This is a genomic window from Stenotrophomonas sp. YJH_SMC_17 (genome assembly GCF_059371655.1).
The window spans coordinates 881,064-905,710 of sequence record NZ_JCAFUU010000001.1 but is presented as its reverse complement, the minus strand read 5'-3'; the positions used below and the strand labels follow the sequence as shown (position 1 = coordinate 905,710).

The following is a 24,647-nucleotide window of genomic DNA, read 5'->3' as shown; positions in this document are numbered from 1 at the left end:
TCTACCGGTGGGGGCCACCCGGCGAACCGGGGGCGGGCGGGGCTGCCGGCCTTGCGCCTGTCCGGAGACGTCGCAGGCTGGTGGCGGAATCAGTGCTTGGGCGTGTAACGACCCTTGGACTGGCTGAGGAAATGATACGTGTTGTTCTTCGAATCCACTTCGAAGCCGACGCCGGACTGCTCCATGCCCGGGCGGGTCATGGTCACGAGGGCATCGGTGCGGGCGCGGTTCTCTTTCGGGAACACATCCAGGTGGTCGGTGCGGAAGGTGGTCGGCACCACGCCGGGGCCGGCCGGGCTGTCGCCGGCAACCTTGCCGCGCAGCTTCATTTCGTCGCCCTTGGCGCTGAGCCAGCCGGTCTCGGCACGCAGCGTCCAGTGCCGGCCATCCTTGTCGGGCATCTCGAACAGCGGGGTGGCGATGTTGATGGTCTGGTCACCGCGCTGGCGCTCCAGCAGCGGCGCGCGCAGCGTGGTCGATTCCTTGCCCTGCTCGTCGAGGGCGACGATCTGGAAGTCGTGCAGGACGTAGTCCACGCCGACTTCCTGGCCACCCTTGGCCGGCCCCTTGTCGCGGTTGCGCAGCGCCGCCCAGCTGCTCAGCAGGGCGGCCAGCAGCAGGCCGATGCCGAGCACGGTGCGCCAGTTCAGTGCAGGCAGGTTCATGCGCCGAACCTCGCCAGCACCGCATCCACGCGGCCCTGGGCGGCCAGCAGCACGTCGCACAGCTCGCGCGCGGCACCACGGCCGCCCTCGGCGCGGGTCTGCCAGTGCACGCGTTCGGCGATCCACGGATGGGCATTGGCCGGGGCGACGGCCAGGCCGACCGCGCCCAGCGGGCCCAGGTCGGGCAGGTCGTCGCCCATGAACGCCACCTGTTCCAGGCCGATGCCGTGCTGCGCGCACAGGGCCTGCACGCTGGCCAGCTTGTCGCCCACGGCGATCTGGGTATCGATGCCGAGGTCGGCGCCGCGCTTGAGCGCGGACTGGCTGTTGCGCGCGGTGATCAGCACCGGATGGATGCCGTGCTGCTGCAGCAGTTTCAGGCCCAGACCGTCCTGCACGAAGTACGCCTTGCTCTCGTTGCCGTCCTTGTCGTAGTACAGCCGACCGTCGGTGAGGGTGCCGTCCACGTCGAAGCAGGCCAGGCGGATACGGGCCGCGGCGGCATGCAGGTGGGCGGGGAAGGCGGGCAGGGGGGACCAGGGCATCAGGGCGGCAGGCTCGTTGGGGGCGGGTGCGGCGTTACAGACTGAATGGGGTCTATGGACTCTCGGTTAAACCACCCGGGCCCGCAACAGGTCATGAATGTTCAGGGCGCCGACCGCGCGGCCGTGGCCATCGACCACGATCAGGCCATTGATTTTCTGGGTTTCCATCTGCCGGGCGGCCTCCACGGCCAGCTGGTCGGCACCGATGGTGCGCGGGTTGCGGGTCATCACGTCGGCGATCTTCGCGGTGCGCACGTCCAGCGCACTGTCCAGCGCGCGGCGCAGGTCGCCGTCGGTGAACAGGCCGATCAATACGCCGTCGGCGTCGACCACGGCGGTCATGCCCAGCCGCTTGCGGCTCATTTCCACCAGCGCTTCGCTGAGGCTGGCGTCGGCGGCCACGCGGGGCAGGTCATCGCCGGTATGCATCACGTCGGTGATATGCAGCAGCAGGCGGCGGCCGAGGCTGCCAGCCGGGTGTGAACGGGCGAAGTCATCGGCGGTGAAGCCACGTGCGTCAAGCAGGGCCACGGCCAGCGCATCGCCCATCGCCAGCGAGGCGGTGGTGCTGGAGGTGGGCGCCAGCGCCAGCGGGCAGGCCTCGGCCGGCACGCTCACGTCCAGGTGGACGTCGGCGGCGGCAGCCAGGCTGGACTGCGCACGGCCGGTCATGGAGATCAGCACGTTGCCCTGGCGCTTGAGCACCGGCAGCAGCATCAGCACTTCGTCCGATTCTCCGGAATAGGACAGGGCCAGCACCACGTCGTCCTCGGTGATCATGCCCAGGTCGCCGTGGCCGGCTTCGCCCGGGTGCACGTAGAACGCGGGCGTGCCCGTGGAGGCCAGGGTGGCGGCGATCTTGCGCGCGATATGCCCGGACTTGCCCATGCCGGTGGCGACCACCCGGCCGCGGCTGGCCAGGATCGCCTGGCAGGCCTGCTGGAAGGCCTCGCCGAGGCGGTCGGCCACGGCATCCAGCGCCTGCCGCTCGATCTCGAAGACGCGGCGGCCGCTGGCGACCAGGCCGGCAGGGTCGACGGAACGGGGGGGCAACAGGGATTCGGCCATGCGGACGCCACGCAGCGGAAGTAGAATGGAGGCACATTTTATTAGGAAAGCCCGTTGGACGCCGACACCATCCGCAATCTGATCGAAACCGGCCTGCCCGGCGCCCGCGCCGACGTGCAGGGCGACGATGGCGTGCATTTCGAAGCGACCGTGGTCTGCGAGGCCTTCGCCGGCAAGATGCCGCTGGCCCGCCACCGCATGGTGTATGCCACCCTGGGCGACCTGATGGGCGGCGCGATCCACGCGCTGGCGCTGAAAACCGTGACCCCGGCCGAAGCCGGCTGAACCGCAGAAGATCCCGAATACATGGCCAAGATCGTTGTGACCGGCGGCGCTGCGCTGCACGGTGAAGTGAGCATCTCCGGCGCCAAGAACGCCGTCCTCCCCATTCTCTGCGCGACCCTGCTGGCTGATGCGCCGGTGGAGATCACCAACGTGCCGCACCTGCACGATGTGGTCACCACGGTGAAGCTGCTGGGCGAACTGGGCGCGAACGTCACCATCGACCAGGGCACGCTGTCGCGCGGCAGCGCGATCGTGGTCGACCCGCGCCCGGTGAACCAGCACGTGGCACCGTATGAGCTGGTCAAGACCATGCGCGCCTCGATCCTGGTGCTGGGCCCGCTGCTGGCCCGCTTCGGCGCCGCAGAAGTGTCGCTGCCGGGCGGCTGCGCGATCGGCTCGCGCCCGGTCGACCAGCACATCAAGGGCCTGCAGGCGCTGGGTGCCGAGATCGTGGTCGAGAATGGCTTCATCAAGGCCACCGCCAAGCGGCTGAAGGGTGGGCACTTCACCTTCGACATGGTCAGCGTCACCGGCACCGAGAACGTGCTGATGGGCGCGGTGCTGGCTGAAGGCACCACCATCCTCGACAACTGTGCGATGGAACCGGAAGTGACCGATCTGGCGCACTGCCTGATCGCGCTGGGCGCGAAGATCGAAGGCCTGGGCACCGCCCGCCTGGTGATCGAAGGCGTCGAGCGGCTGTCCGGTGGCCGCCACGAAGTGCTGCCCGACCGCATCGAGACCGGCACCTTCCTGGTGGCCGCAGCGATGACCGGCGGCAAGGTCACCGTCAACCGCGCGCGCCCGAACACCATGGATGCCGTGCTGTCCAAGCTGGTCGAGGCCGGTGCCAAGATCGACACCACCGAAGACACCATTACCCTGGACATGCAGGGCAAGCGGCCGAAGGCGGTGAACCTGACCACTGCGCCGTACCCGGCGTTCCCGACCGACATGCAGGCGCAGTTCATGGCGCTCAACTGCGTGGCCGACGGCGTGGGCGTGATCAACGAAACGATCTTCGAGAACCGTTTCATGCACGTCAACGAACTGCTGCGCCTGGGCGCGGACATCCAGGTCGAAGGCCACACCGCCATCGTGCGTGGCAGTGAGCACCTGAGCGGTGCACCGGTGATGGCCACCGACCTGCGTGCGTCGGCGTCGCTGATCCTGGCCGGCCTGATGGCTGACGGTGACACCACCATCGACCGCATCTACCACCTTGACCGTGGCTACGAGAACATCGAAGAGAAGCTGTCTTCGCTCGGCGCCACCATCCGGCGCGTGCCATGATCCTGCGCGGGAAATTCAGCCCGCGTCGCAAGGCGCTGCTGGCGCTGGTGCTGATCGTGCTGGCGTGGCTGGGCTATGCCTGGTACGCCAACATCGCCATCACCCAGGGCATCGAGCAGAAGGACATGGACTGGAACGGCGACGGTACGGTCACGCGTGACGAGATCATCGAGTCGTTCTATGCGGTTGCGGTGAACGACAGCCAGGACGGCAACCGCCATTGCCGTACCTTCGTCTGGCGCAGCACCGGCGAGCAGATCCGCGTGGACTGCCGTACCGAGTTCAAGGCGGCCGAAGCGGAAGAGAAGAAATAAGAAAACGCCCGCGCAAGCGGGCGTTTTTCTGTGGGGTCAGTTCATCGCCTTGATGGTCAGGTCCAGCGCATCGCGGCCGCCCTCACGCTGCAGCATCCGCGCCGGCACCGGGAAGTCCGGCACGATCCAGGCGATCAGCTCCTTGTTGCCGTCGGCACGCGAGACCTTGGTGGCCTCGTAGCTCTTGCCACCCACGGTGATCGATTCCTTGCCGATCACGCGGTAGGTCATGTTCTTGATCCGGCCCTCGTCGACCATGCGGTAGGTCAGCGGCTTGCCGGCGGCCAGGTCGCGGGCGATCGCCAGGTTGATCAGCAGGGCATCCATGTCGCCGGTCTTCAACGCGATCGGTCCTGCGCGGTCCGGCTTGATGTCACCGGTCCAGGTGGCCTGGTTGCTGGTCCAGTTGTAGTTGGCCTGCACGTTGCGCTTCTTCACCAGCAGGGCCGAACGGTCCTGGCTGCTGAGCGGGCGCAGCTGGCCACGCACTTCCTCGAACACGGTGCTCTGGCTCAGGTCGGCCAGCTGGTTCTTCACCTGCAGCGTATAGCGCCACTTGTTGGCCCCTTCGCTGCTCAGCGTCATGCTGCCGTTGGCCTGCATGCCCATGTAGCTGGCCAGGTAATCGGCCTTGAACGGTTCCAGCGCCATCGCCGGCAGGCTGGCCACGGTCAGCGCGGCAGCGGCGATCCAGGTGAGGGGACGGGTCAGGGTGCTCATGCTCAGACTCCTTGGTATTCGATCAGGCGCAGGTCGACGCGGTCTTCGCCGTCTTCGCGTTGCAGGATGCGCACCGGGGTGGGGACACCGTTGGCGATCCAGAGGATGGTTTCGTTGTTGCCGCCGTTGGTCCGGTAGACCCGCAGCGCGTTGTAGGACAGGTCGCCGACCTCGACGTTCTCGGTCTGCGGTGCGGCCTGGTAGTCATGCTGGCGGACCTTGCCCATGTCCACGTAGCGGTAATGCATGGTGGCGCCCGGGCGGGCGTCGCGCATGATTGCCAGGTTGATCAGCAGCGCGCTCTGGTCACCGGGCTGCAGCGGGATCGGCTGCGCGCGTTCCTTCTTGACGTCACCGGTCCACTGCGCGGTACCGGCCTGCCAGTTGTAGGTGCCGACGGCCTTCTTGCCGAGGAACAGGCCCTTGCGCACGGTGCTCTGGCTCAACGGCGCATAGGTGGCACCGCGCTCCTCGAACACGGTGCTCTGTTCGATGTTCAGGCCCAGCACGCTGGCGAAGCCACGGCGGCCGACCACCTGCATGTCCACCCGCCACTGGCTGCCGCCGGTGTGGGTGACCTGCATGCTGGCATCACCGGCCTCCTTGCCCTTGTAGAAGGCCTGGTAGGTGGCGGTGAACGGCTGCAGCGGCGGCGGCTCCCAGGCCAGCGCCGGCAACAACGGCGCGCTCGGCTCGTTCGGCGGCAGCGAAGCGGGTGCAGGCGGCGGCGCCGGCGACGCAGCGGGCGCCTGTGGCTGGCCCCAGCCCACGCCGGGGAGCACGGCAAGCGACAGCAGCAATGAAGTGGACAGCAGTGTCGTGGTCTTCATGAAGGACAGGGACCGCAGGAGGAGGCAGGATGCCAGCCCCGCAGTCAGCGGGGCGTGTGCAAAGGCGTTACCGGTTCAGGTTTCCGGCGGAATCTAGGGCCAACGGGCTAAACAGGGGGTGACCGTCCAGCCAGGGCTGTCCTTCCCGTTCAGCCAGGCGACCCGCGCAGAGCAGCTGCAGGGTGGCGATCAGCAGCGGGTGTTCCACCGCCAGCACGCGCTCGGCCAGGGCCTGCGCGTCGTCGCCGGTCCGTACGGGCACCCGCGCCTGTGCCAGTACCGCGCCGGCGTCCAGCTCCGGCACCACCAGGTGCACGCTGGCACCGTGTTCGGCGTCACCGGCCTCCAGCGCCCGGGCGTGCGTATCCAGGCCCTTGTGCAGTGGCAGCAGCGACGGATGGATGTTGACCAGGCGGCCATCAAAGCGCTGCACGAAGGCCGCGCCGAGGATGCGCATGTAGCCGGCGCAGACGATCCAGTCCGGCCGTACTGCTGCCAGCGCGTCGCCAAGAGCCAGCTCGTAGGCGGCGCGGTCGCTGAATTCCTTCGGCGCATGTGCCCAGCGCAGGCCCGGATCGACGCGTTGCAGTGCCTCGGCAGCGGGGCGGTCGGAGAACACGCCGACCACCTCGGCCTGCAGGCGGCCGCTGCCGATTGCGTCGAGGATGGCCTGCAGGTTGCTGCCGCGGCCCGAGGCAAGCACGGCGATACGGGTGGAGGTATTCATTACGGGGAACTCCGGCGGACCAGCGGCCAGGTCAGCAGGCTGCCGACGGTGGCCATCAACATGTCGGCGTGCGCGTCCCACATGTCACCCTGCTGGCCGTTGTAGGCCTCGGCGGCATCCGGCGACAGCGCCATCGCGATACCCCACTCGAACCACTCGTAGACCAGGCTGGCGCACATCACCGTCATCACCGCCAGGGTGAAGGCCTGGCCCAGGCGCAGCGCCGGCCATGCATGGCGCGCCAGCTGCAGCAGCGCCGGGGTGAAGCAGACGCCGAACAGGAAGTGGATGAGGCGGTCGAAATGGTTGCGCTGCCAGCCGAATGCCGCGTTGGGCGACCATCCGGTCAGCGCCTGCGCCCACGCGTCGTAGGGCACGTTGGAGTACAGCCAGCGCGCCGCCACGCAGTGCAGGGCGATGAAGCCACAGATGGCGATGAAAGCGCCGTTGCCCAGCCAGCCACCGCGACGGTCGACCCACAGCAGCGCGGCCAGGCCGATCACGGTCAGGGTGCTGTGCAGGGCTTGTTCGGTCGGCCACAGCGGCTGCACCCAGCTGAGCGCAAACACGGCCAGCACGGCGCTGAAAGCCAGCTTCTTCGGGCCCGAGAAACGGTAGCGGGTGGGTGAGGCGGTCGTTGGGAGGGCAGGCGAGGACATGTCGGGGCGATCTGGGAAGGGCGGGTCGTCTGCCTGCTGGCTCAGACGCTGAGATGGTCGCCGCGGTCAAACAGCGCAGTCATCTCCGGCTTGGACAGGAACACCCAGGCATAGGCGGTCAACGCCATGCCCAGCGGGCCAGCCAGCACGCCCAGCCACGCCGCGCGCTGGCACCAGACCAGCCCAGTGCGGCGTGACAGCAGGCGCGCGGTATGCAGCTGCACGACGCCCAGCACGATGGCCAGCAGGGCGATCGAGGCATAGACCGTGGTGAGCATCCAGGCATCGTCCAGCCCGCGCGAGTGGGCCACCCATCCACTGAGGCCAAGGAAGGCCACGGCGGCCATCCAGTGGAAACCGGCCAAGGCGTAGAACAGCACGCTCAGTGTCTGCAGATGGCTGATCCGCTGCAGCTGCGCCAGGGTCTGATGCGGCAGTGGCGGTGGATTGCCGGAGGCGGTCATGCGGCCGTGGCGGGAGCGGCGAACGCGGCCTTCACCTGCGGGCGCAGCAGGGTGATCAGGCTGAACACCCCCAGCACCGTGCCGACCGGCGTGAACAGGCAGGCCAGGCCGGCCGCGATCAGGCACAGCAGATGGCGGCGGCGGCGGGCCAGGCAGCGGCCGGCATAGATCACGAATGTCCCCAGGGTGATGCCGCCGAACACGATGGCGCAGCCCATCAGCGTGAACACCCAGCCGACCAGACGCTGCTCCTGCTGCGAGGCGGTCTGCCCGTCGGACTCGAACGGCAGCGCGCCGGTCAACGCAGCGATGCCGATCACGATGTGCAGGATGAAGATCATCGAGAACAGCACGATCAGGCCACCGACCACGTAGTGCGCGATGGCCAGCATGCGCAGGTGGTCGGCATCCTGGACACTGAACGCCGGTACCGTCGCCAGCGGCGGCGGCACGGGTGCGGGGGCGGGCGACACGGGGGGCGTTGCGTCCATGCGGGCTCCTGGTTGCCGGGCTCAGCCGATGTGGACGCGCTCGGCGCCTTCGGCGCTGACCACCTGGCCGATGGTCCAGTGCTCCAGGCCCTGCGCCTTGACCGCCTCGGACACCGCAGCCACCTGGTCCGGCGCGACGATCAGCACGAAGCCGATGCCGCAGTTGAAGGTGCGCCACATCTCGCTGTCGGCTACCGCGCCTTCCTTCTGCAGCCACTGGAACACCGGCGGCAGGGTCCAGGACGAGGCCTGGATGTCCAGGCCGAGGCCGTCGGGCACCACGCGGATGATGTTCTCTGTCAGGCCACCACCGGTGATGTGGGCCATGCCGTGGATGGCCTCGCCGTGCGACTTCAGCAGCGACAGGATCGGCTTGACGTACAGGCGGGTCGGCGCCATCAGCGCATCGACCAGCTTCACGCCGCCTTCCAGCTCCAGATCGGCCGGGCGGCCGGCGCGATCGTAGATGCGGCGCACCAGCGAATAGCCGTTGGAATGCGGGCCGGAGGAGGCGATGCCGATCAGTACGTCGCCGGCGGCCACGCTGGCGCCGTCCTTCAGCTCGCTCTTCTCGACCGCGGCGACAGTGAAGCCGGCCAGGTCGTACTCGCCCGGGGCATACATGTCGGGCATTTCAGCGGTTTCGCCGCCGATCAGCGCGCAGCCGGCCTCGGTGCAGCCGTTGGCGATGCCACCCACGACCGCCGCAGCGGTGTCGATGTCCAGCTTGCCGGTGGCGAAATAGTCCAGGAAGAACAGCGGCTCGGCACCCTGCACCAGCACGTCGTTCACGCACATCGCGACCAGGTCGATGCCGATCGTATCGTGGCGGTTCAGCTGGTGGGCCAGCTTCAGCTTGGTACCCACGCCATCGGTACCGGACACCAGCACCGGCTCGCGGTACTTGTTGGACAGGTCGAACAGGGCGCCGAAGCCGCCCAGGCCGCCCATCACTTCCGGGCGGAAGCTGCGCTTGACCAGGGGCTTGATCCGCTCGACCAGCGCATTGCCGGCGTCGATGTCGACACCCGCGTCACGGTAGGTGAGGGGGGAGGGGGCGGAAGACGGGGTGTTGGTCACGGGCGTCGGCGCTGGCAGGGGTTGAACGGGCGATTTTAACAGGCCGCATTGGCGCAAAGTCCGTATTCGGGCAACAATTCCCCCCGGATACGTCGAGCCAATGGATGTCCTGATGCGCCGCAGCCTGATTCTAACCCTGCTCATTGCACTGAGCCTGCCGGTGGCCACGATGGCCCAGAGCGGCCTGCGCACCGAGGGTGATGTCGCCACCGCCACGGGCGCGTACGAGGCCGAAGTGCCCGTCAACAGCCAGGCCGAAGCCGATCGCAACGGCGCCCTGGCCCGCGCGCTGAGCGTGGTTCTGGGCAAGTTGTCCGGCGATCGCAACGTGATGTCACGCCCCGGCGTTGTGCAGGCCCTGCGCAATGCCAAGGATTACGTGGCCAGCTACGACTACAAGCAGGACCAGAGCGTGAGCGCCAGCGGCGCCCCCAGCTTCCGTACCCTGCTGGTGGCACGCTTCCGCGAGGACGACGTGGATTCGCTGGTGTCGGCGCTGGGCCTGCCGCTGTGGCCGCAGCCGCGACCGAAGCCGGTGCTGTGGCTGGCCGTCGATGACGGCACCGGCCCGCGCCTGGTCAGCGTGCAGCAGGCCAATGCCGCCCGACCGCTGCTGAACCGCGCCATCGAGCGTGGCTACAAGCTGGGGCTGCCCACTGGGGGGGCTGCCGAACAGGCGCTGGCCGGGGCCATCTGGCGCCAGGACAGTGCCGCCGTGGCCCGCGCCTCGTCGCGCTATTCGCCGCCGATGCAGCTGATCGGCAAGCTGTACCGCGCCAATGGTGGCTGGCAGGCCGACTGGGTGTTCGTCGACAACGGCCGCGAACTGAACAAGTGGACCAGCAAGGACGCCAACGCCATGCGTGCGATGGCGGCCGGTGCCGACGGCGCCGCCGATGCGCTGGTCAAGCGTTATGCCAAGGCCGGCGTGGCGACCGGCCAGGCCGGCACCTACCGCGTGGTGGTGACCGGCATCAACAGCGCCGACGACTACCTGCGCCTGGCCGCCGGCCTGCGCGAGGTGCCGGTGGTGCGCAACGTCACCCCGCTGCACGCCTCGTCTGGCCAGCTGGAACTGAGCCTGGAGATGACCACCGGCCTGGCCGGCTTCAACCGCATGCTGGGCGACAACGGCGTGCTGGTGCCGAGCGCCACGCTGCCGGCACTGCCGGCGCCGATCGATGACACCACCGGTGCCCCCGTGGCCGCCCCGGTCAGCAACGAGTACCGCCTGCGATGACTCTGACCCCGGAAGCGGAAATCGCGCAGTTCCTGCGCCGCCTGAAGTACATCCTGTTCGCCGGCCTGGTCGGCTGGGTGGTGTGGCTGCTGGCGCCGATCCTGACTCCGTTCGTGATGGCGTTGGCGCTGGCCTGGCTGGGCGACCCGCTGGTGGACCGCATCGAGGCCACCGGCCGTTCGCGCATGACCGGCGTGGTGCTGGTGTTCGCGGCGATGGTGCTGGTGATCGTGGCCCTGCTGCTGGTGCTGGTGCCGATGATCGAGCGCCAGATCACCACCCTGATCGCAGTCGCGCCGCAGGCACAGGCGTGGCTGATGGAAAAGGGCATTCCCTGGTTCGAGCAGAAGACCGGCCTGGAAGTGATGCAGTGGCTGGATCCGGACCGCCTGATCGACTGGGTGCGCAGCCACTGGCAGCAGGCCGGCGGCTTCGCCACCACGTTCATGGGCTACGTCTCGCGTTCGGGCTTTGCGATGGTGACCTGGGTGGTCAACATCCTGCTGCTGCCGATCCTGGCGTTCTACTTCCTGCGTGACTGGGACAAGCTGGTCGAGCGCGTGGCTTCGGTGATCCCGCGCAACCACATCGGCACCATCAGCGCGCTGGCGCGTGAGTCCAACGACGTGCTGGGCGCGTTCATCCGCGGCCAGTTCCTGGTGATGCTGGCGCTGGGCGTGATCTACGCCGGCGGCCTGTCGCTGGTCGGCCTCAAGCTGGGCCTGCTGATCGGCCTGATTGCCGGCCTGATCAGCTTCATCCCGTACCTGGGCGCGACCACCGGCATCCTGATGGCGATCGTGGCCGCGCTGGTGCAGGCGCAGGGCTTCGACCTGAAGCTGCTGATACTGGTCGGCGTGGTGTTCACCGTCGGCCAGCTGCTGGAGAGCTACGTGCTGACCCCGCGCATCGTCGGCGACAAGATCGGCCTGCATCCGGTGGCGGTGATCTTCGCGGTGATGGCCGGTGGCCAGCTGTTCGGTTTCCTCGGCATGCTGCTGGCGTTGCCGGTGGCGGCGGTGACCAACGTGCTGCTGCGCTATGCCCACCAGCGCTACCGCCAGAGTGAGCTGTACGTCGGTGAGAAGCCGGCGATCGTGCTTGATGGCGTGGTCGACCAGCCCCATATCATCATCCCGAACGACAAGGGCCCCGACCTGAAGTGATGGGTGTGCCGCAACTGCCGCTGGCCCTGCACTACCCGCGGGACCAGCGCCTGGAGACCTTCATCGGCGCGCCGGATGGCGCGCTGGCGCAGCTGCGCGCGATCGCAGTGGGCGCCAGCCACGATTGGGTATACCTGGAAGGGGCGGCGGGCACCGGAAAGACCCATCAGGCGCTGGCGATGTGTTCCAGTGCCGAGCAGGCCGGCCGCCTGCCGACCTACGTGCCGCTGGCCAGCGCGGCCGGCCGCGTGCGCGCGGCGCTCGATGGGCTGGACTCGCGCGAACTGGTGGCGCTGGATGGCCTGGATGAGGTCGCCGGCCATCGCGAGGACGAGATCGCACTGTTTGATTTCCACAACCGTGCGCGCGCCGCGGGCGTCACCGTGTTGTACACGGCGCAGAAGGCGCCGGAAGAACTGGGCCTGGTGCTGCCGGACCTGCGTTCGCGGCTGGGCCAGTGCGTGCGCGTGCTGCTGCAGCCGTTGGATGAGGAAGGTCGCGCGGCGGTGCTGCGTGAGCGTGCACTTCGCCGTGGGCTGGCGATCGACGAGGCCGCCATCGAGTGGCTGCTGTCGCACACCGGGCGTGAACTGGGTGGACTGATCACGCTGCTGGACTGGCTGGACCGCGAATCGCTGGCAGCCAAGCGGCGGATCACCGTGCCGTTCCTGCGCCAGGTGCTGGAAGAAGGCCGGCCTCGTTACTGAGGGTGGGGTTTGTTTGCAGGGCTGCGCCCTGCACCCGCTGAAGCCGAAGCAACGTCAACGTCAAAAGCTGGCTATCCGTGGGATGGCGGGGTGGGTCCGGTTGCGGGGGACGCTGCAAGTACGTCCATGTAAGCTCGGTCGCCGCATCCATGCGGCTCACGCCCCCGCAACCGGACCCACCCCGCCTTCGACAGGTTCCCGCGATCTGCCGGGACTGCGTACTGCACTGCTGTTGGTGGGTGTCGACCTTGGTCGACAAGTGTCTTGCTTGTGGTGGGTGACGACCGTTGGTCGTCACCGGAGCAAGCGCAGCGAAGCGACCCGCTTCTGCTTTTCTTTCTTTCTTTCTTCCGTGCCTGGACGCCCACGGAAACTGTCAGAGGCCGGGCGGGGTGGGTTCGCGGGGGTGTCCGCGGCATGGATGCCGCGGCCAAGCCCCCAGGGACGGGTTCACGGCGTCCCCCGCGGGCCCACCCCGCCCGGCCAAGCACGGCTTCTGCTTTCAATGAGTCCAGCCACGAGGGGCTCAGCCGTTCGCCGCCAACTCCACATCCAGCGCGCGCAGGCGATCCACGGTACCCACGTCGGTCCAACGCCCACGATGGTGCTGCCCCGTCATCAATCCCTGCGCCATGAAATGCTTCTGCAGCGGCACCACCGAGAACTTCGGCGGCACCCGCTCGCTGCCCGGCGCATCACCGATCACCGCGCGCCAATCGGCCACGATCGAAGGCCGGTACACACCGATGCCGGCATAGGTCAGGCACGGGCCTTCGCGGTCGTGATGCAGCACGCCTTGCGGGTCCAGCCGGTAGTCGCCGTTGGGGTGCTGCACCGGATTGTCGACCAGCACCAGATGCGCCTGGCCCTGTGGTTCGCGCGGCAGCGTGGCGAAATCGAAATCAGTCCATATGTCACCATTCACCACCAGGAACGGTGCATCGCCCAGCACCGGCAGTGCGTTGAGGATGCCGCCGCCGGTTTCCAGCGGGGTCTCGCCTTCGTGCACGAAGTGCAGCTGCAGGCCCCACTGGCTGCCATCGCCCAGCGTCGCCGGGAACTGCTCGGCCAGCCATGCGGTATTGACCACCAGCTCGCGCACGCCCAGCGCGGCGAGGCGTTCCAGGTGCCAGACGATCAAGGGCTTGCCGGCCACTTCCAGCAACGGTTTGGGCGTGTGCAGGGTCAGCGGGCGCATGCGCTCGCCGAGGCCTGCGGCAAAGACCAAGGCTTTCATCGGGCCGCGCGCATCGGTGCAGCCAGTTCGGCCAGCGCCGGCTTGATGCGGTCGTCCAGCAACTGCTGCAGCGGCGCCAGTTCGCGATAGCGCGGCAGCACTTCATCCAGATAGGTGATGAAGCGCGGCGCATCGTCCAGGTAGTGGCCCTTGTTGTCGCGGTAGCGCAGGCGGCAGAACAGGCCGAGGATCTTCACATGGCGCTGGATGCCCATCCAGTCGGCGTCGCGCAGGAAGGTGGCGCGGTCGGGCACCGGCAGGCCGGCATCGCGCGCGCGCTCGTGGTACTGCGCCAGCCACTCGTCCACGCGCTGCAGCGGCCAGCTCAGGAAAGCGTCCTTGAACAGGCTCACCGCGTCGTAGGCGATCGGGCCGCGCACCAGGTCCTGGAAATCCAGCACGGCGGGGCCGTCGTCGGCCGGCATCAGGTTGCGCGGCATGTAGTCGCGATGGGTCATCAGCTGGGCCTGGCCCAGCGCGTTGTCCATCAGGCGGCGATGCACCAGCTGCAGGCCTTCGATCTCGCCGCAGTCCAGCTCCAGGTTCAGGTGGCGCTGCAGGAACCATTCGTCGAACAGGCCAGCGTCACGCTGCAGCAGCGCTTCGCCGAACTGGCCGAAGTCGGCCGGCACCGGAATCGCCTGCAGGCGCAGCAGCTGTTTGATCGAGCGACCGAACCATTCATCGGCGTTGCGCTCGTCGAGGATCTTCGCCAGGGTCGGGCCGCCGAGATCTTCCAGCAGCAGGAAGCCGGCTTCCAGGTCCTGGGCGAGCAGCAGGGGCACGCGCAGGCCGTTGTCGTGCAGCAGGCCGCGCATGCGCAGCCACGGCCGCGGATCTTCCAGCCCCGGCGGGGCGTCCATCACGATGTGGGTGCCGCGCGTGCTGGTGGTGCGCCAGTAGCTGCGCATGCCGGCATCAACCGAAGCGCGTTCGACCACTGCACTCGCATCTTCGAGCTGGCTACGGGCCCACTGCAGGCGCTGCGCGCTGCGCTGGGGATCGGAGGCGGGTTCGGTCATGCAGGCATATCCGGGCGCGCCGGGCGCGCCAACGTCGGGAACAGGAAGGGAAGGAGGGCTCAGCGGCGGCCGCTGAACAGGCGCAGGACGGCCAGCACGGCCACCGCGCCCAACACCGCACCGAGGAAACCGGCCGGTTCGCCGGGCGCGTACCAGCCCATGTACTGGCCGAACCAGCCGGCCAGCAACGCGCCAAGGATGCCCAGCACGATGGTCAACAGGCAGCCCATGCGGTTGTTGCCGGGCATGAAGAAGCGCCCGAGCAGGCCGACGAAGAAGCCGACCAGCAGGATGTACAGCCAGCTGCTGCTGCCGAACAGACCATTCATGTGCATGTGTTCCGCTTGGGGTGGACGCAGCCTAGCAAGGCCAGGCTGCGTCCGTCACGGTGTACCGGATTCAGCAGCAGCCGTGGTCGCCGTGGCGCGTGCCGCTGTCGGCCGCCACCGGCGAACCGCTGGTCTCGCCGCGCAGGCTGGCGGCGTAGTGCTCGCTGATCACCTTGGACACGCAGGCGGTGACCTTCTTGCCCATCGGGATGTGCAGGAACTCGTTCGGGCCGTGCGCATTGGAGTGCGGGCCGAGCACGCCGGTGATCATGAACTGCGCACCCGGGAACTTCTCACCCAGCATGCCCATGAACGGGATCGAGCCGCCTTCGCCCATGTACATCGCCGGCTTGCCGAAGAAGGCCTGGCTGGCGTCGTCGATGGCCTGGGTCAGCCACGGCGCCATGGCCGGGGCGTTCCAGCCGGTGGAGGCCTTTTCCAGGTCCAGGGTGACCTGCGCGCCGTTCGGCGGGTCGCGCAGCAGCGCTTCCTTCAGCAGCTCGCCGCAGGTCTTGCCATCGGCGGTCGGCGGCAGGCGCAGCGACAGCTTCACCGAGGTCTGCGGGCGCAGCACGTTGCCGGCCGATTCCAGCGGCGGCATGCCGCCGACGCCGGTGACCGACAGCGCCGGGCGCCAGGTGCGGTTGAGCACCAGCTCGGTCAGGTCCTCGTTCATCGGGCGCAGGCCGTCGACCATCGGGAACTTCTCGAAGATCTCGGTATCGACCACTTCGGCGGCGCGCTTGGCCTGTTCCTGGCGCTCGGCCGGAATTTCAACGTTCATGCCGTCGATCAGGATGCGGCCGGTGTCCTGGTCCTCGATGCGCGAGAGCAGCTGGCGCAGCAGGCGGAAGCTGGACGGCACCACGCCGGAGGCATCGCCGGAATGCACGCCTTCGTTGAGCACCTTCACGGTGAAGTTGCCGCCGGTCAGGCCGCGCAGTGAGGTGGTGCACCACAGCTGGTCGTAGTTGGCGCAACCCGAATCCAGGCAGACCACCAGCGACGGCTTGCCGATGCGGTCGGCCAAGTGGTCGACGTAGGCCGGCAGGTCGTAGCTGCCCGATTCCTCACAGGCTTCGATCAGCACCACGCAGCGGGCGTGCGGCAGGCCCTGGGCCTGCAGCGCCAGCACCGCGGCCAGCGAACCGAAGATGGCGTAGCCGTCGTCGGCGCCACCGCGGCCGTACAGCTTGTCGCCGCGCAGGACCGGGGTCCACGGGCCGAGGTCGTCGTCCCAGCCGGTCATTTCCGGCTGCTTGTCCAGGTGGCCGTAGAGCAGGATGGTGTCGTCGCCGGTTTCGGCGCCGGTGGCCGGAATTTCCAGGAAGATCAGCGGGGTACGGCCTTCCAGGCGCACCACCTCAACCTTCAGGCCGGGCAGCTGCTGGGCCTTGGCCCAGTTCTCCATCAGGGTGACCGCCTGTTCCATGTAGCCGTTCTGCACCCAATTGGCGTCGAACATCGGCGACTTGTTGGGAATGCGGATGTAGTCGACCAACTGCGGGATGATCTCGCTGTCCCACTTGTCATTGACGAATTGGCCGAGCTTGGCGCTGTCCATCTGAAACTCCGGTTGCATGGGCTGTGATCCGGCCATTCTACGCCTGTGCCGTGGGTAGGGTTTTTCCTACATAACGTCGGGTATTTGGCTGGCTTACGGAAATACGGGAAACCGATAGGCTGTGCACATGTGGTGACGGACACTGTTCCTGCCGACGGGATTGCCGGTCGGGACGGCCAGAACCACAAGGAGATACACGTCGTGCCTTGGTTTGTCGTGTTGAGGGCACTGGTGCTGGGAATGGGGATCGCTGGGGCGCATGCCGCCGAACCGATCGACATCAACCGCGCCGATGCCCAGGCGCTGCAGCAGGGATTGACGATGGTCGGAGCCGCCAAGGCCGAGGCGATCGTCGAGCACCGGCGCAGACACGGTCCGTTTCATCGCGTCGAGGACCTGACGCAGGTGAAGGGAATAGGGAATGCAATCGTCGAACGGAATCGACAGCGGATCACCGTAGGCAACAGGTTGTTGCCGGCGGATCCGGTACCCGGATCGGTACCGGTGCGAACCGTACCCAGGCGCTGACAGCAGGAATCGTCGGAACCGGCAGGAGGCTGGTTCACCGGACACAGGCAGGACGCCTGTGCCCACCGACCGCCGCAGGACGCGGCACCAATCACCAGGATGGTGGCATCACAGACCTGTGGAAGGGGCTGAGATACAAACAGGACAGACGCGGCCGCGTGCAGGATGCAACGCTACCCCCACAGCGCAGGATGCGAGGGGGCGGCAGCAGGCCGACAGGGACGTAACGATTGCCCGGTACGACACATGGCTGTGTCGCCGGGCAGTTTCATTTCCGGCGCCCGGTTTTGCCGCAGCCACCACGGGGCGATGGTGTACGGTGGCCGCTCCGCATGGAAAGGACACCCGCTGGATGTTTCCGCATCGCCCCACGACCCTGATGCTCGCCCTTTCACTGGCCCTGCCGTTGCTGGCCCAGGCCGCTGCGCCGACGCCGGCCGCCAAGCCTCCGGCTGCCGCTGCGGCCACCGCCGAGGTGCGCGGTCCGACCGACCTCAAGCCGGGCGAATACCTGTGGCATCCGGAAATCTCGCCGACCGGCCCGATCGTGCTGGTGGTCAGCCTTGATGAACAGCGCGCCTACGTCTACCGCAATGGCATCGCCATCGGCCTGACCACGATCAGCTCGGGCAAGGCCGGGCACGAGACGCCGACGGGTGTGTTCACCATCCTGCAGAAGGACAAGGACCACAAGTCCAACCTCTACAACAGCGCGCCGATGCCCTACATGCAGCGGCTGACCTGGGACGGCATCGCCCTGCATGGCGGCAGCCTGCCCGGGCATCCGGCTTCGCACGGCTGCGTGCGCCTGCCGCAGGCCTTCGCGCAGAAGCTGTTCAGCGAAACCCAGCGCGGCGATACGGTGGTCGTGGCCGATGCCAAGAGCTCGCCGATGACCCTGGCCTATCCGTCGGTGCTGGCGCCGGTGAACGCGCGCGGCCAGGCCCTGCCGGAAACCGGGGGCGCTGCTCCGGCGCAGGCCTGGTGGAACGACAGCCTGGCCCCGGCCGGGCAGGTCGGCATCCTGGTCAGCCTGCACGACCAGCGCCTGTACGTGCTGCGCGATGGCGTGATGATCGGCGAGTCACCGTTGAAGGCCGACGCGCTGCCGGCCTTCCAGGGCACCACCCTGTTCGTGATGGGGCAGGGTTACAGCGACACCCCCAGCCCGCTGGACGCGAACCAGCGCCTGCACCAGTGGACGGCCTACCCGCTGCTGGGCCAGGACCGGGCCCAGGCCACCCCGGACCTGCTGGCCACGCCCTCGCTGCCGATGGCGCTGCCGGCCGATTTCGCCCGCCAGCTGTACCAGGTGCTGGTGCCGGGCACGACCCTGCTGGTGACCTCGCTGCCGGCGGTCCGCCCAAGCCCGGCTGAATCCGGAATGCAGCCGGTCTTGGAATCCGAGCCGCCAGGGTCCACCCTCAAGGGCAACTGACGCCCTCGTTGTGCCCATGACTGCATCCCGCCTGTGCCGGCTGGCCGCGTTCGGCCTGCTGGCGACCTCGCCCAGCGCCCCGGCGCTGGCACAGACGCCCGCCCTCGCCACCTCTGCCGATGATCTCGCTGCCCTGCTGTCGCGCAGCGCGCCCAAGGCCGACCGCCACGTGCTGCAGCTGGCGGCACACGCCATGCGCTGCGCACTGCAACGGCCGGAGCTGGGCATCAACGGTGATCGCCTCAGCGTGATCGACTACTCGCGGCCCTCCACCGAGCCGCGGCTGTGGGTGTTCGACCTGGCCCACCAGCGCCTGTTGTTCGAGGAATGGGTGGCGCATGGCCGCAACAGCGGCGAGAACCGCACCGAGCACTTCTCCAACCGCGACGGCAGTTTCATGTCCAGCCTCGGCGCGTTCACCGCGCAGGAAACCTACATGGGCGGCAACGGTTATTCGCTGCGCCTCGCGGGGCTGGAACCGGGCTTCAACGACCGGGCGCGGGAACGGGCCATCGTCATCCATGGCGCGCCGTACGTGAATCCGGCGACCGCGCAGCTGCAGGGACGGCTCGGCCGCAGCCTGGGCTGCCCGGCGGTGCGCCTGTCGGTGGCCAAGCCACTCATCGACGCGTTGCGTGGCGGCACGATGGTGTTCGCCTATTACCCCGACCAGGACTGGCTGAAGCACTCGCAGCTGCTGGGCGGCGAGTGTGGTGGCCAGGGCACGCTCGCTACGCGGTGATGCACGGCGGCGCGCGGCATGATGCAATGCGCCGATGAACATCGACTCCCTGCTGCACACTCCGAGCCAGGTCATTTCCAGCCTGGACTATCGTCGCGAACGCTGGCGGAATGGGCTTGGCTGGACCCGCGAGATCCTGCGCCTGCCCGCGCAGGGCGATGACTGGGCGCTGCGCCTGTCGGTGGCCGAGATCGAGCAGGATGCCGCGTTCTCCGCCTTCCCCGGCGTGGAGCGCGAGCTGGTGCTGCTGCAGGGCAATGGCGTGCGCCTGCGCTTCGAAGATGGCCGCGTGGCGGAAGTGCTGCCACCGCATGGACGGGTGCGCTTTGCGGGTGAGGAAACGTTGCATGGCGAACTGGTGAACGGCACCACCCATGACTTCAACCTGATGTGGAAGCGCGGGCTGCTGCAGGCCGAACTGCTGCACCGGCCGTTGGTGGGGTCGATGTTCTTCTTCTGCGAACCGGGTGTTGCCTGGGCGCTGCACCTGTTGGCCGGTCATCTCGAATTTGGTGCCGACAGCGGCTTGTCGCCGATGCAGGCCGGCGATACCGCGTGGTTGGCAGCCGGTGAGCGGCAGCGGCATGCGGTGCAGGGCGGTGGCGAGTTGTTGGCGATTCGGGTAACGAGCGCCGGGTAGCACCGGGCCATGCCCGGCGTCATGGTGCGAACCAAGGTTCGCACCCGCCAGAGAGCATTTGTGGTTGGGTCAGAGCCCTTTTCTGCGGAAAGGGATCCGACCCCGAGGGTTCGTTCAATACACATCCCGTCGATAACGACCGGCCAGCAGCAACGCTTCCTTGCCGTCCGCTCCCAGCACCTGCTCGATCACGGCATCCACGGCCGGGGCCATGCCCTGCAGGCTGCCGCAGACCAGTATCGTCGCGCCTTCATCCACCCACTGCCGCAGTGTTGCTGCTTCGGCCAGCAGCCGGTCCTGCACATAGCGATGCGCACCGCCATCGCGGCTGAACACGGCATCCAACCGCGCCAGTGAGCCGTCGGCCAGCATCGCCCGCAGTTCCTCACCGAAGTGGAAATCATGCGCAGCGGTGCGCTCACCGAACAGCAGCCAGGTACGGCGCGCACCACTGAAGGCGCGCTCGTGCAGGTGCGCGCGCAGGCCGGCGATGCCGGTGCCGTTGCCGATCAACAGCAACGGCATGTCGGCGGCCACGCCACGGAAGTTGTCGTTGCGGCGCAGGCGCAGCTGCACCGGCTCGCCGATGACCGCGTGATCGCACAGCCAGCCACTACCGATGCCAGGCGTGCCGTCCGCGCGCAGCTGGCGACGCAGCAGCAGTTCCACCGCGCCGTCGGTCATCACCGAGGCGATCGAGTACTCGCGATGGGGCAGTGGTTGCAGGGTCGCCAGCAATGCGGGCAGATCACCCGGGGGAACCAATGAGGGCAGGTGTGAGCGCGCGACGCGTGCCAGCAGCGTCTGCCCGTCATCCAGCACGGTATCCGCATTGAACCCCTGCGCGTCCAGCCACGCACGCGCGCTGTCCCGTGCGTGTTGTGGTCCGATCTCCGCAATGTCACCGGCCTGCCACTGCACGTTGTGGCCTGCCGGTGGCTGCAGGCGCAGCCAGTACACCGCGCCGCCCGGGCTGCCGGGATTCAGATGCGTGCGTTGCAGCAGCGTCCACGGCTGGTACTCGGCCGGGCTCCAGTCGGGCAGCTCGCTGGCGCCGCCGCCGAGCTGGCCCAGCAACTGCTGCCAATGGCGCAGTGCGGCCGGATCGGCGTTGTCGACTTCGATCGCATCGAACAGCGGATGCGCACCGTGCTGGCGCAGCCACTGGTCGAGCTGGTGGCCGAATCCGCAGAAGTGGCCGTAACTGCGGTCGCCCAGTGCGAGCACGCCGTAGTGCAGGTGCTGCAGCGCAGGCGGTGAGGCCATCACCCCGCGCAGGAACGGCAGCGCATGATCGGGTGGGTCGCCTTCGCCCGTGGTACTGGCGATGAACAATGCACGCTGGCTGCCGGCCAGCAAGGTGGCATCGACCTCATGCAGGCCGCGCACGCGCACCGGCACGTCGGTACCACGCAATGCCTCGGCACTGCGTTCGGCCAGTTCGCGGGCGAAGCCGGTCTGGCTGGACCAGACCAGCAGGATCGGTGCGACGTCGCCAGAAGCAGCATCGTCGCGCGGTCGCCCACGCCACCACAGTGCAGCGCAGGCAAGCGCATACAGCGCCGTGGCGATCACCGCGATCTGCGACTGCCGTGCCGGTGGGGCGCCCTGCCACCAGGCGTCGCCCAGATGCAGGCGCAGCAGCGCCCAGCCGATCACTGCCAGCAGCAGCAGGACCAGCGCGTTGCCGAGCCAGGCGCGCGATGGGCGTGCGCTCATGCGTCCTGCCCGTCGAGCAGGCGCTGGAAGGCGCTGCTGAGGAATTCGCGGGGGCCTTCGGCGGCCCGTTGCAGGTAACGCACGGCCAGTCCTTCGCGTTCGGCCAGCGCCATGCCCTGTTCGTGGCCGAGTACGGTCAGTGCGGTGGCCCAGGCATCAGCATGCATCGCGTCGTCGGCGACCACCGTCACCGCCGCTGCAACCTGGCGAACCGGCCTGCCGCTGCGCGGGTCGAGGCTGTGGCTGTAGGCCTCGCCATCGGCTTGGTACTGGTGCCAGCGATCGCCCGATGTGGCGACCGCCTTGCCGTCCAGCGCCAGCACCCGCGGTGGTGTTCCGGTGTGCGCGTCTTCTTCGGGTGCGGATTCCACCAGCACGCGCCACGGCTGGCCGTCGGGCTTGCGGCCGTAGCCGGCCAGTTCGCCACCGACCTCGATCAGTGCAGCAGCGATGCGCTGATCGCGCAGCCAGGCGGCCACGTGATCGACGCCGAACCCCTTGGCGATCGCCGACAGATCCAGTACCAGTCCACCCGGCTGCAGCAGTGCGTCGCCCTGCCATTGCAGGCGCTGCCAACCACAGCGCTCGCGCGTGGCCTGCAGCGTAGCGGCGTCGGGCTGGCGGCGGTCACCGGCATGTGCACCAAAACCCCACAGTGCCACCAGCGGACCGATGGTGGGATCGAACGCACCGTCGCTGGCGGCAGCGATGGCCTGGGCGCAGGCCACGACCGTGCGGGTCTCGTTCGGCAGGGTGCACCACTGGCCGGCATCGGCGCTGTTGTAGCGGCTGAGGTTCGAGCGGGTTTCCCAGGTACTCATCTGCGCGACCACCTCGTCCAGGCGCGCCTGGATGCCGGCGTGCAGCGGGTGCAGGTCGCGCTGGCGCGGCGCGACCAGCGACACGCTCCAGGTGGTGCCCATGGTGGTGCCGCCGAGGCGGGCGATGTCGAGCAGGGAATCGGTCATGGTGATGCGTTGCGGCGGCGACGCCGGGGCGCGCCCGGCATCGCGGTCCACATTACTGCGGCAGCACTTCCAGCGTGGCCACGTAGCTCAGGCGACGCTTGGCGGCCTGCTTCACCGAGGTCTTGCTGTCTTCGGTGCCGGTTTCCAGCCAGTACATGCCGGCTTCCGGCCAGGTCACCTTGATTTCGCCCTTGGCATCGCTGGTCAGCTTCAGCTCGTCCTGCGCGTTGCGGTAGCGGGTGGCGCCACGCACGATCTCGAATGCCAGGCCGGCGGTCGGCTTGCCATCGACCAGCACGCGGAAGGTGGCTTCCTCGCCGGCGAACAGGTCGTTCGGGTGGCCGACGGCAATCAGCTCGATGCCATGGTTGGTGGGCTTCAGCGCGGTATCGTTCGGCGCACCGTTGGTGACGAAGGTCTCCACGCGGCCCACCGACTGGCTCACTTCCAGGTTCTTCGCATCCTTGGGCAGTTCGCCGAAGGTGGCGGCGGTACCGCGCCAGCGCTTGCGCTCGCCGTTCTGTTCGTAGGTGGCGAACAGGCCGTCGTTGACCGAGGCGATGCGGTAGGTGCCCGGCTGCTTCAGTTCGAGGTCGAACACGCTGCGGTACTTGCCGGTGGCTGCGTTCTGCGGCTGCACGCTGCTGCCGTCCGGGGCGGTGATCACCAGCGATTCCAGGCGCAGCGGCATGTGGTTGAAATAGAACAGGTCGTTGGAAACCGCACCGTCAACGGTGATCCACGGCGCGTTGCCGGCGATCACGGTCTGCGAGGGCAGCAGCCAGGCCTTGTGGGCCAGGGCGGAGAAGGGAAGGGCAGCGGCCAGGGCGGCGGCGAGGACGAGCGTGCGCTTCATGCGGAAGACTCCAGGGGCGTTGGGTGGATGGGGTCAGAGCCCTTACTGCGAAGGGGTTCTGACCCCGGAACAGACGGTCAGGGCTTGACGGCGAGGGTGACCTGGCCCAGTTCGGTGGCGCCCTGCGCCTTGCCGTTCTGCGCGGCGGTGGCCGGCCAGGTGAAGGGGATCTTCAGCAGTTCGCGGCCACCGACTTCGCGCACCGCTTCCACCACCAGGGTGTAGTTGCCCGGGGCCAGCTGCTTCAGCGCCGGCTGCTTGTCGTTGAACGACAGCGCGTGCTTGCCGGCCGGGCGGGTCGGGCCGGTCACGCCGTCCACCGGCACCTGCAGGGTGCGGCCGCTCTTGCGCCACCACTGGCGCAGGTCGGGCAGCCACTTGGTGCCATGGCCTTCGCTGTTGCTGGTCTGCTGGTACCAGACCGACAGGTTGGCCGCGACCTTCTGGTCGGCGCCTTCCAGCCACACGGCCACGTACGGGCGGTGGTACTCGGCCACGTTGAGCTTGGGCACTTCGACGTTGATGTCGAGGGTGGTGGCATAGGCCGGCGAGGTGGCCAGCAGGCCGCTGAGGGCGATGGTCAGGGTGACGCGCATGGGGCGGCTCCGGAAACGAGGGAAAGTCAGTGAATCAGCAGCAGGGCGATCAGCAGCGGGATCATCAGGCCGAGGCCGACCAGCGGCCAGGTCATGCGCCGCTGCCGCGCATGCAGGTGCAGCAGGAACAGGCCGGTGATGCAGAACACCAGGCAGGCCACGGCGAACAGGTCCAGGAACCAGCCCCACGCCGGGCCGGCATTGCGGCCCTTGTGCAGGTCGTTGAGGTAGGAGACCACGCCGCGCGAGGTCGATTCGTACTCCACCGCGCCGGTTTCGCGGTCGATGCTCAGCCAGGCGTCGCCACCGGGGTGCGGCAGCGACAGGTAGATCTCCTCGGCCGACCACTCGGCCGGGCGCCCACCGATGGCGATGCCCAGCTGCGTATCCAGCCATTGCCGGGCCGGGCGCGGAATCGGCGCGTTGCCGTCCTCGCGCGTGCCCAGCTGGCCCAGCAGCGCGGCCGGCAGTTCCAGATGCTGGTTCTGCACCTGGGGTTTGGCCTCGATCTTCGCGGCATGGTTGAGGGTCAGGCCGGTCACCGCGAACAGCAGCATGCCGATCAGGCAAACCGCGGAGCTGATCCAGTGCCACTGGTGCAGCGTCCGCAGCCAGAAGCCCCGGTTCTGTTGCTGCTGCACGGTGGAAGACGCGGGACGGCTCACGGCACGGTTCGGGGCGGACGGGGACTGCCCATTACATCATTGATGAGAATAGCTCGCAATTGCGTGTCGTTCTGTATCCCGGAGCAGGT

The 24,647-nt window shown here is 68.2% G+C and carries 29 protein-coding genes; 10 read left to right on the top strand and 19 right to left on the bottom strand.

The window, feature by feature from the left end:
* Positions 1-89 precede the first annotated feature (89 nt).
* From lptC to AC5P8Z_RS04275, 3 genes are all read right to left on the bottom strand, one after another.
* Positions 90-665, bottom strand: coding sequence for an LPS export ABC transporter periplasmic protein LptC (gene lptC, locus AC5P8Z_RS04285; RefSeq protein WP_286071121.1), 576 nt, complete (start codon positions 663-665; stop codon positions 90-92).
* Positions 662-1,210 carry a KdsC family phosphatase gene (locus tag AC5P8Z_RS04280; RefSeq protein ID WP_286071122.1) on the bottom strand — a complete coding sequence of 183 codons (549 nt, stop codon included), beginning with the start codon at positions 1,208-1,210 and terminating at the stop codon, positions 662-664. The genes lptC and AC5P8Z_RS04280 overlap by 4 nt, the downstream gene beginning before the upstream one ends.
* A gap of 66 nt (positions 1,211-1,276) precedes the next feature.
* A complete protein-coding gene (locus AC5P8Z_RS04275) occupies positions 1,277-2,278 on the bottom strand; it encodes a KpsF/GutQ family sugar-phosphate isomerase (protein ID WP_286071123.1) in 1,002 nt (333 codons plus the stop codon).
* Positions 2,279-2,332: 54 nt separating this feature from the next.
* Between AC5P8Z_RS04275 and AC5P8Z_RS04270 the strand changes: the two genes are divergently transcribed.
* From AC5P8Z_RS04270 to AC5P8Z_RS04260, 3 genes are read left to right on the top strand one after another with little or no spacing between them, the layout of a single operon-like run.
* On the top strand, positions 2,333-2,563 hold the full coding sequence (locus AC5P8Z_RS04270; protein WP_005408396.1) for a BolA family protein: 231 nt from the start codon (positions 2,333-2,335) through the stop codon (positions 2,561-2,563).
* Between the two features lie 21 nt (positions 2,564-2,584).
* Positions 2,585-3,856: a UDP-N-acetylglucosamine 1-carboxyvinyltransferase gene (murA, locus tag AC5P8Z_RS04265; protein WP_286071124.1), complete on the top strand. Its 1,272-nt coding sequence runs from the start codon at positions 2,585-2,587 to the stop codon at positions 3,854-3,856.
* The gene (locus tag AC5P8Z_RS04260; protein ID WP_286071125.1) at positions 3,853-4,170 is read left to right on the top strand and encodes an EF-hand domain-containing protein; all 318 of its coding nucleotides are present in this window, start codon (positions 3,853-3,855) and stop codon (positions 4,168-4,170) included. The genes murA and AC5P8Z_RS04260 overlap by 4 nt, the downstream gene beginning before the upstream one ends.
* A 36-nt stretch (positions 4,171-4,206) precedes the next feature.
* Here AC5P8Z_RS04260 and AC5P8Z_RS04255 read toward each other — a convergent pair whose 3' ends face one another.
* The 7 genes from AC5P8Z_RS04255 to purM all read right to left on the bottom strand — a co-directional run bounded on the left by AC5P8Z_RS04255 (position 4,207) and on the right by purM (position 9,141).
* Positions 4,207-4,890 (bottom strand): DUF3108 domain-containing protein, encoded by a 684-nt coding sequence (locus AC5P8Z_RS04255; protein ID WP_286071126.1) that lies wholly within the window; start codon positions 4,888-4,890, stop codon positions 4,207-4,209.
* Positions 4,891-4,892: 2 nt separating this feature from the next.
* On the bottom strand, positions 4,893-5,720 hold the full coding sequence (locus tag AC5P8Z_RS04250; protein WP_495228227.1) for a DUF3108 domain-containing protein: 828 nt from the start codon (positions 5,718-5,720) through the stop codon (positions 4,893-4,895).
* 67 nt (positions 5,721-5,787) lie between these two features.
* Entirely contained in the window at positions 5,788-6,447 is a 660-nt protein-coding gene (gene purN, locus AC5P8Z_RS04245) for a phosphoribosylglycinamide formyltransferase (RefSeq protein WP_286071128.1), read from the bottom strand.
* A complete protein-coding gene (locus tag AC5P8Z_RS04240) occupies positions 6,447-7,106 on the bottom strand; it encodes a DUF2238 domain-containing protein (RefSeq protein WP_495228225.1) in 660 nt (219 codons plus the stop codon). Before AC5P8Z_RS04240 ends, purN begins: the two co-directional genes overlap by 1 nt.
* Before the next feature lie 41 nt (positions 7,107-7,147).
* Positions 7,148-7,570 (bottom strand): hypothetical protein, encoded by a 423-nt coding sequence (locus tag AC5P8Z_RS04235; RefSeq protein WP_286071130.1) that lies wholly within the window; start codon positions 7,568-7,570, stop codon positions 7,148-7,150.
* A complete protein-coding gene (locus tag AC5P8Z_RS04230) occupies positions 7,567-8,061 on the bottom strand; it encodes a hypothetical protein (protein WP_286071131.1) in 495 nt (164 codons plus the stop codon). The genes AC5P8Z_RS04235 and AC5P8Z_RS04230 overlap by 4 nt, the downstream gene beginning before the upstream one ends.
* A gap of 21 nt (positions 8,062-8,082) precedes the next feature.
* Entirely contained in the window at positions 8,083-9,141 is a 1,059-nt protein-coding gene (purM, locus tag AC5P8Z_RS04225; protein ID WP_286071132.1) for a phosphoribosylformylglycinamidine cyclo-ligase, read from the bottom strand.
* A 112-nt stretch (positions 9,142-9,253) separates the two neighbouring features.
* On the opposite strand from purM, the gene AC5P8Z_RS04220 reads away from it, so the two are divergent.
* From AC5P8Z_RS04220 to hda, 3 genes are read left to right on the top strand one after another with little or no spacing between them, the layout of a single operon-like run.
* Complete coding sequence (locus AC5P8Z_RS04220) at positions 9,254-10,381, top strand: DUF2066 domain-containing protein (RefSeq protein WP_295565470.1); 1,128 nt, start codon at positions 9,254-9,256, stop codon at positions 10,379-10,381.
* Positions 10,378-11,547 carry an AI-2E family transporter gene (locus AC5P8Z_RS04215; RefSeq protein WP_286071134.1) on the top strand — a complete coding sequence of 390 codons (1,170 nt, stop codon included), beginning with the start codon at positions 10,378-10,380 and terminating at the stop codon, positions 11,545-11,547. The genes AC5P8Z_RS04220 and AC5P8Z_RS04215 overlap by 4 nt, the downstream gene beginning before the upstream one ends.
* A complete protein-coding gene (gene hda / locus AC5P8Z_RS04210) occupies positions 11,547-12,254 on the top strand; it encodes a DnaA regulatory inactivator Hda (RefSeq protein ID WP_286071135.1) in 708 nt (235 codons plus the stop codon). Before AC5P8Z_RS04215 ends, hda begins: the two co-directional genes overlap by 1 nt.
* Before the next feature lie 526 nt (positions 12,255-12,780).
* Here hda and murU read toward each other — a convergent pair.
* From murU to AC5P8Z_RS04190, 4 genes are all read right to left on the bottom strand, one after another.
* Positions 12,781-13,491 carry an N-acetylmuramate alpha-1-phosphate uridylyltransferase MurU gene (murU, locus tag AC5P8Z_RS04205; RefSeq protein ID WP_495228223.1) on the bottom strand — a complete coding sequence of 237 codons (711 nt, stop codon included), beginning with the start codon at positions 13,489-13,491 and terminating at the stop codon, positions 12,781-12,783.
* Positions 13,488-14,513, bottom strand: a complete 1,026-nt coding sequence (locus AC5P8Z_RS04200) for an aminoglycoside phosphotransferase family protein (RefSeq protein WP_286071137.1) — start codon at positions 14,511-14,513, stop codon at positions 13,488-13,490. Before AC5P8Z_RS04200 ends, murU begins: the two co-directional genes overlap by 4 nt.
* A 59-nt stretch (positions 14,514-14,572) precedes the next feature.
* Entirely contained in the window at positions 14,573-14,842 is a 270-nt protein-coding gene (locus tag AC5P8Z_RS04195; RefSeq protein ID WP_495228221.1) for a GlsB/YeaQ/YmgE family stress response membrane protein, read from the bottom strand.
* A 70-nt stretch (positions 14,843-14,912) separates the two neighbouring features.
* Positions 14,913-16,406 carry a M20 family metallopeptidase gene (locus AC5P8Z_RS04190; RefSeq protein WP_286071139.1) on the bottom strand — a complete coding sequence of 498 codons (1,494 nt, stop codon included), beginning with the start codon at positions 16,404-16,406 and terminating at the stop codon, positions 14,913-14,915.
* Between the two features lie 201 nt (positions 16,407-16,607).
* Between AC5P8Z_RS04190 and AC5P8Z_RS04185 the strand changes: the two genes are divergently transcribed.
* The 4 genes from AC5P8Z_RS04185 (at position 16,608) to AC5P8Z_RS04170 (ending at position 19,754) form a co-directional block, all read left to right on the top strand.
* Complete coding sequence (locus AC5P8Z_RS04185; protein WP_286071140.1) at positions 16,608-16,934, top strand: helix-hairpin-helix domain-containing protein; 327 nt, start codon at positions 16,608-16,610, stop codon at positions 16,932-16,934.
* Between the two features lie 352 nt (positions 16,935-17,286).
* Positions 17,287-18,372: a L,D-transpeptidase gene (locus tag AC5P8Z_RS04180; protein ID WP_286071141.1), complete on the top strand. Its 1,086-nt coding sequence runs from the start codon at positions 17,287-17,289 to the stop codon at positions 18,370-18,372.
* A 16-nt stretch (positions 18,373-18,388) separates the two neighbouring features.
* Complete coding sequence (locus AC5P8Z_RS04175) at positions 18,389-19,114, top strand: murein L,D-transpeptidase catalytic domain family protein (protein WP_286071142.1); 726 nt, start codon at positions 18,389-18,391, stop codon at positions 19,112-19,114.
* 34 nt (positions 19,115-19,148) lie between these two features.
* Positions 19,149-19,754: a HutD/Ves family protein gene (locus AC5P8Z_RS04170; protein WP_286071143.1), complete on the top strand. Its 606-nt coding sequence runs from the start codon at positions 19,149-19,151 to the stop codon at positions 19,752-19,754.
* Between the two features lie 114 nt (positions 19,755-19,868).
* Here AC5P8Z_RS04170 and AC5P8Z_RS04165 read toward each other — a convergent pair whose 3' ends face one another.
* From AC5P8Z_RS04165 to AC5P8Z_RS04145, 5 genes are all read right to left on the bottom strand, one after another.
* On the bottom strand, positions 19,869-21,473 hold the full coding sequence (locus AC5P8Z_RS04165) for a sulfite reductase subunit alpha (RefSeq protein WP_286071144.1): 1,605 nt from the start codon (positions 21,471-21,473) through the stop codon (positions 19,869-19,871).
* Complete coding sequence (locus AC5P8Z_RS04160) at positions 21,470-22,441, bottom strand: FAD:protein FMN transferase (RefSeq protein WP_286071145.1); 972 nt, start codon at positions 22,439-22,441, stop codon at positions 21,470-21,472. The genes AC5P8Z_RS04165 and AC5P8Z_RS04160 overlap by 4 nt, the downstream gene beginning before the upstream one ends.
* A 52-nt stretch (positions 22,442-22,493) precedes the next feature.
* A complete protein-coding gene (locus tag AC5P8Z_RS04155; protein WP_286071146.1) occupies positions 22,494-23,297 on the bottom strand; it encodes a DUF4198 domain-containing protein in 804 nt (267 codons plus the stop codon).
* 77 nt (positions 23,298-23,374) lie between these two features.
* Positions 23,375-23,893 carry a DUF2271 domain-containing protein gene (locus tag AC5P8Z_RS04150; RefSeq protein ID WP_004147429.1) on the bottom strand — a complete coding sequence of 173 codons (519 nt, stop codon included), beginning with the start codon at positions 23,891-23,893 and terminating at the stop codon, positions 23,375-23,377.
* Positions 23,894-23,919: 26 nt separating this feature from the next.
* Positions 23,920-24,558: a PepSY-associated TM helix domain-containing protein gene (locus tag AC5P8Z_RS04145; protein WP_188247970.1), complete on the bottom strand. Its 639-nt coding sequence runs from the start codon at positions 24,556-24,558 to the stop codon at positions 23,920-23,922.
* Positions 24,559-24,647: the final 89 nt, after the last annotated feature.

Coding starts and splice junctions, on each gene's coding strand:
- AC5P8Z_RS04180 (WP_286071141.1), top strand. CDS start 17,287: ATGTTTCCGCATCGCCCCACGACCCTGATGCTCGCCCTTTCACTGGCC.
- AC5P8Z_RS04150 (WP_004147429.1), bottom strand. CDS start 23,893: ATGCGCGTCACCCTGACCATCGCCCTCAGCGGCCTGCTGGCCACCTCG.
- AC5P8Z_RS04280 (WP_286071122.1), bottom strand. CDS start 1,210: ATGCCCTGGTCCCCCCTGCCCGCCTTCCCCGCCCACCTGCATGCCGCC.
- lptC (WP_286071121.1), bottom strand. CDS start 665: ATGAACCTGCCTGCACTGAACTGGCGCACCGTGCTCGGCATCGGCCTG.
- AC5P8Z_RS04235 (WP_286071130.1), bottom strand. CDS start 7,570: ATGACCGCCTCCGGCAATCCACCGCCACTGCCGCATCAGACCCTGGCG.
- AC5P8Z_RS04250 (WP_495228227.1), bottom strand. CDS start 5,720: ATGAAGACCACGACACTGCTGTCCACTTCATTGCTGCTGTCGCTTGCC.
- murA (WP_286071124.1), top strand. CDS start 2,585: ATGGCCAAGATCGTTGTGACCGGCGGCGCTGCGCTGCACGGTGAAGTG.
- AC5P8Z_RS04160 (WP_286071145.1), bottom strand. CDS start 22,441: ATGACCGATTCCCTGCTCGACATCGCCCGCCTCGGCGGCACCACCATG.
- AC5P8Z_RS04175 (WP_286071142.1), top strand. CDS start 18,389: ATGACTGCATCCCGCCTGTGCCGGCTGGCCGCGTTCGGCCTGCTGGCG.
- AC5P8Z_RS04240 (WP_495228225.1), bottom strand. CDS start 7,106: ATGTCCTCGCCTGCCCTCCCAACGACCGCCTCACCCACCCGCTACCGT.
- AC5P8Z_RS04195 (WP_495228221.1), bottom strand. CDS start 14,842: ATGAATGGTCTGTTCGGCAGCAGCAGCTGGCTGTACATCCTGCTGGTC.
- AC5P8Z_RS04230 (WP_286071131.1), bottom strand. CDS start 8,061: ATGGACGCAACGCCCCCCGTGTCGCCCGCCCCCGCACCCGTGCCGCCG.
- AC5P8Z_RS04215 (WP_286071134.1), top strand. CDS start 10,378: ATGACTCTGACCCCGGAAGCGGAAATCGCGCAGTTCCTGCGCCGCCTG.
- AC5P8Z_RS04200 (WP_286071137.1), bottom strand. CDS start 14,513: ATGACCGAACCCGCCTCCGATCCCCAGCGCAGCGCGCAGCGCCTGCAG.
- AC5P8Z_RS04170 (WP_286071143.1), top strand. CDS start 19,149: ATGAACATCGACTCCCTGCTGCACACTCCGAGCCAGGTCATTTCCAGC.
- AC5P8Z_RS04255 (WP_286071126.1), bottom strand. CDS start 4,890: ATGAGCACCCTGACCCGTCCCCTCACCTGGATCGCCGCTGCCGCGCTG.
- AC5P8Z_RS04275 (WP_286071123.1), bottom strand. CDS start 2,278: ATGGCCGAATCCCTGTTGCCCCCCCGTTCCGTCGACCCTGCCGGCCTG.
- AC5P8Z_RS04220 (WP_295565470.1), top strand. CDS start 9,254: ATGCGCCGCAGCCTGATTCTAACCCTGCTCATTGCACTGAGCCTGCCG.
- AC5P8Z_RS04165 (WP_286071144.1), bottom strand. CDS start 21,473: ATGAGCGCACGCCCATCGCGCGCCTGGCTCGGCAACGCGCTGGTCCTG.
- hda (WP_286071135.1), top strand. CDS start 11,547: ATGGGTGTGCCGCAACTGCCGCTGGCCCTGCACTACCCGCGGGACCAG.
- AC5P8Z_RS04190 (WP_286071139.1), bottom strand. CDS start 16,406: ATGGACAGCGCCAAGCTCGGCCAATTCGTCAATGACAAGTGGGACAGC.
- AC5P8Z_RS04260 (WP_286071125.1), top strand. CDS start 3,853: ATGATCCTGCGCGGGAAATTCAGCCCGCGTCGCAAGGCGCTGCTGGCG.
- purN (WP_286071128.1), bottom strand. CDS start 6,447: ATGAATACCTCCACCCGTATCGCCGTGCTTGCCTCGGGCCGCGGCAGC.
- AC5P8Z_RS04155 (WP_286071146.1), bottom strand. CDS start 23,297: ATGAAGCGCACGCTCGTCCTCGCCGCCGCCCTGGCCGCTGCCCTTCCC.
- murU (WP_495228223.1), bottom strand. CDS start 13,491: ATGAAAGCCTTGGTCTTTGCCGCAGGCCTCGGCGAGCGCATGCGCCCG.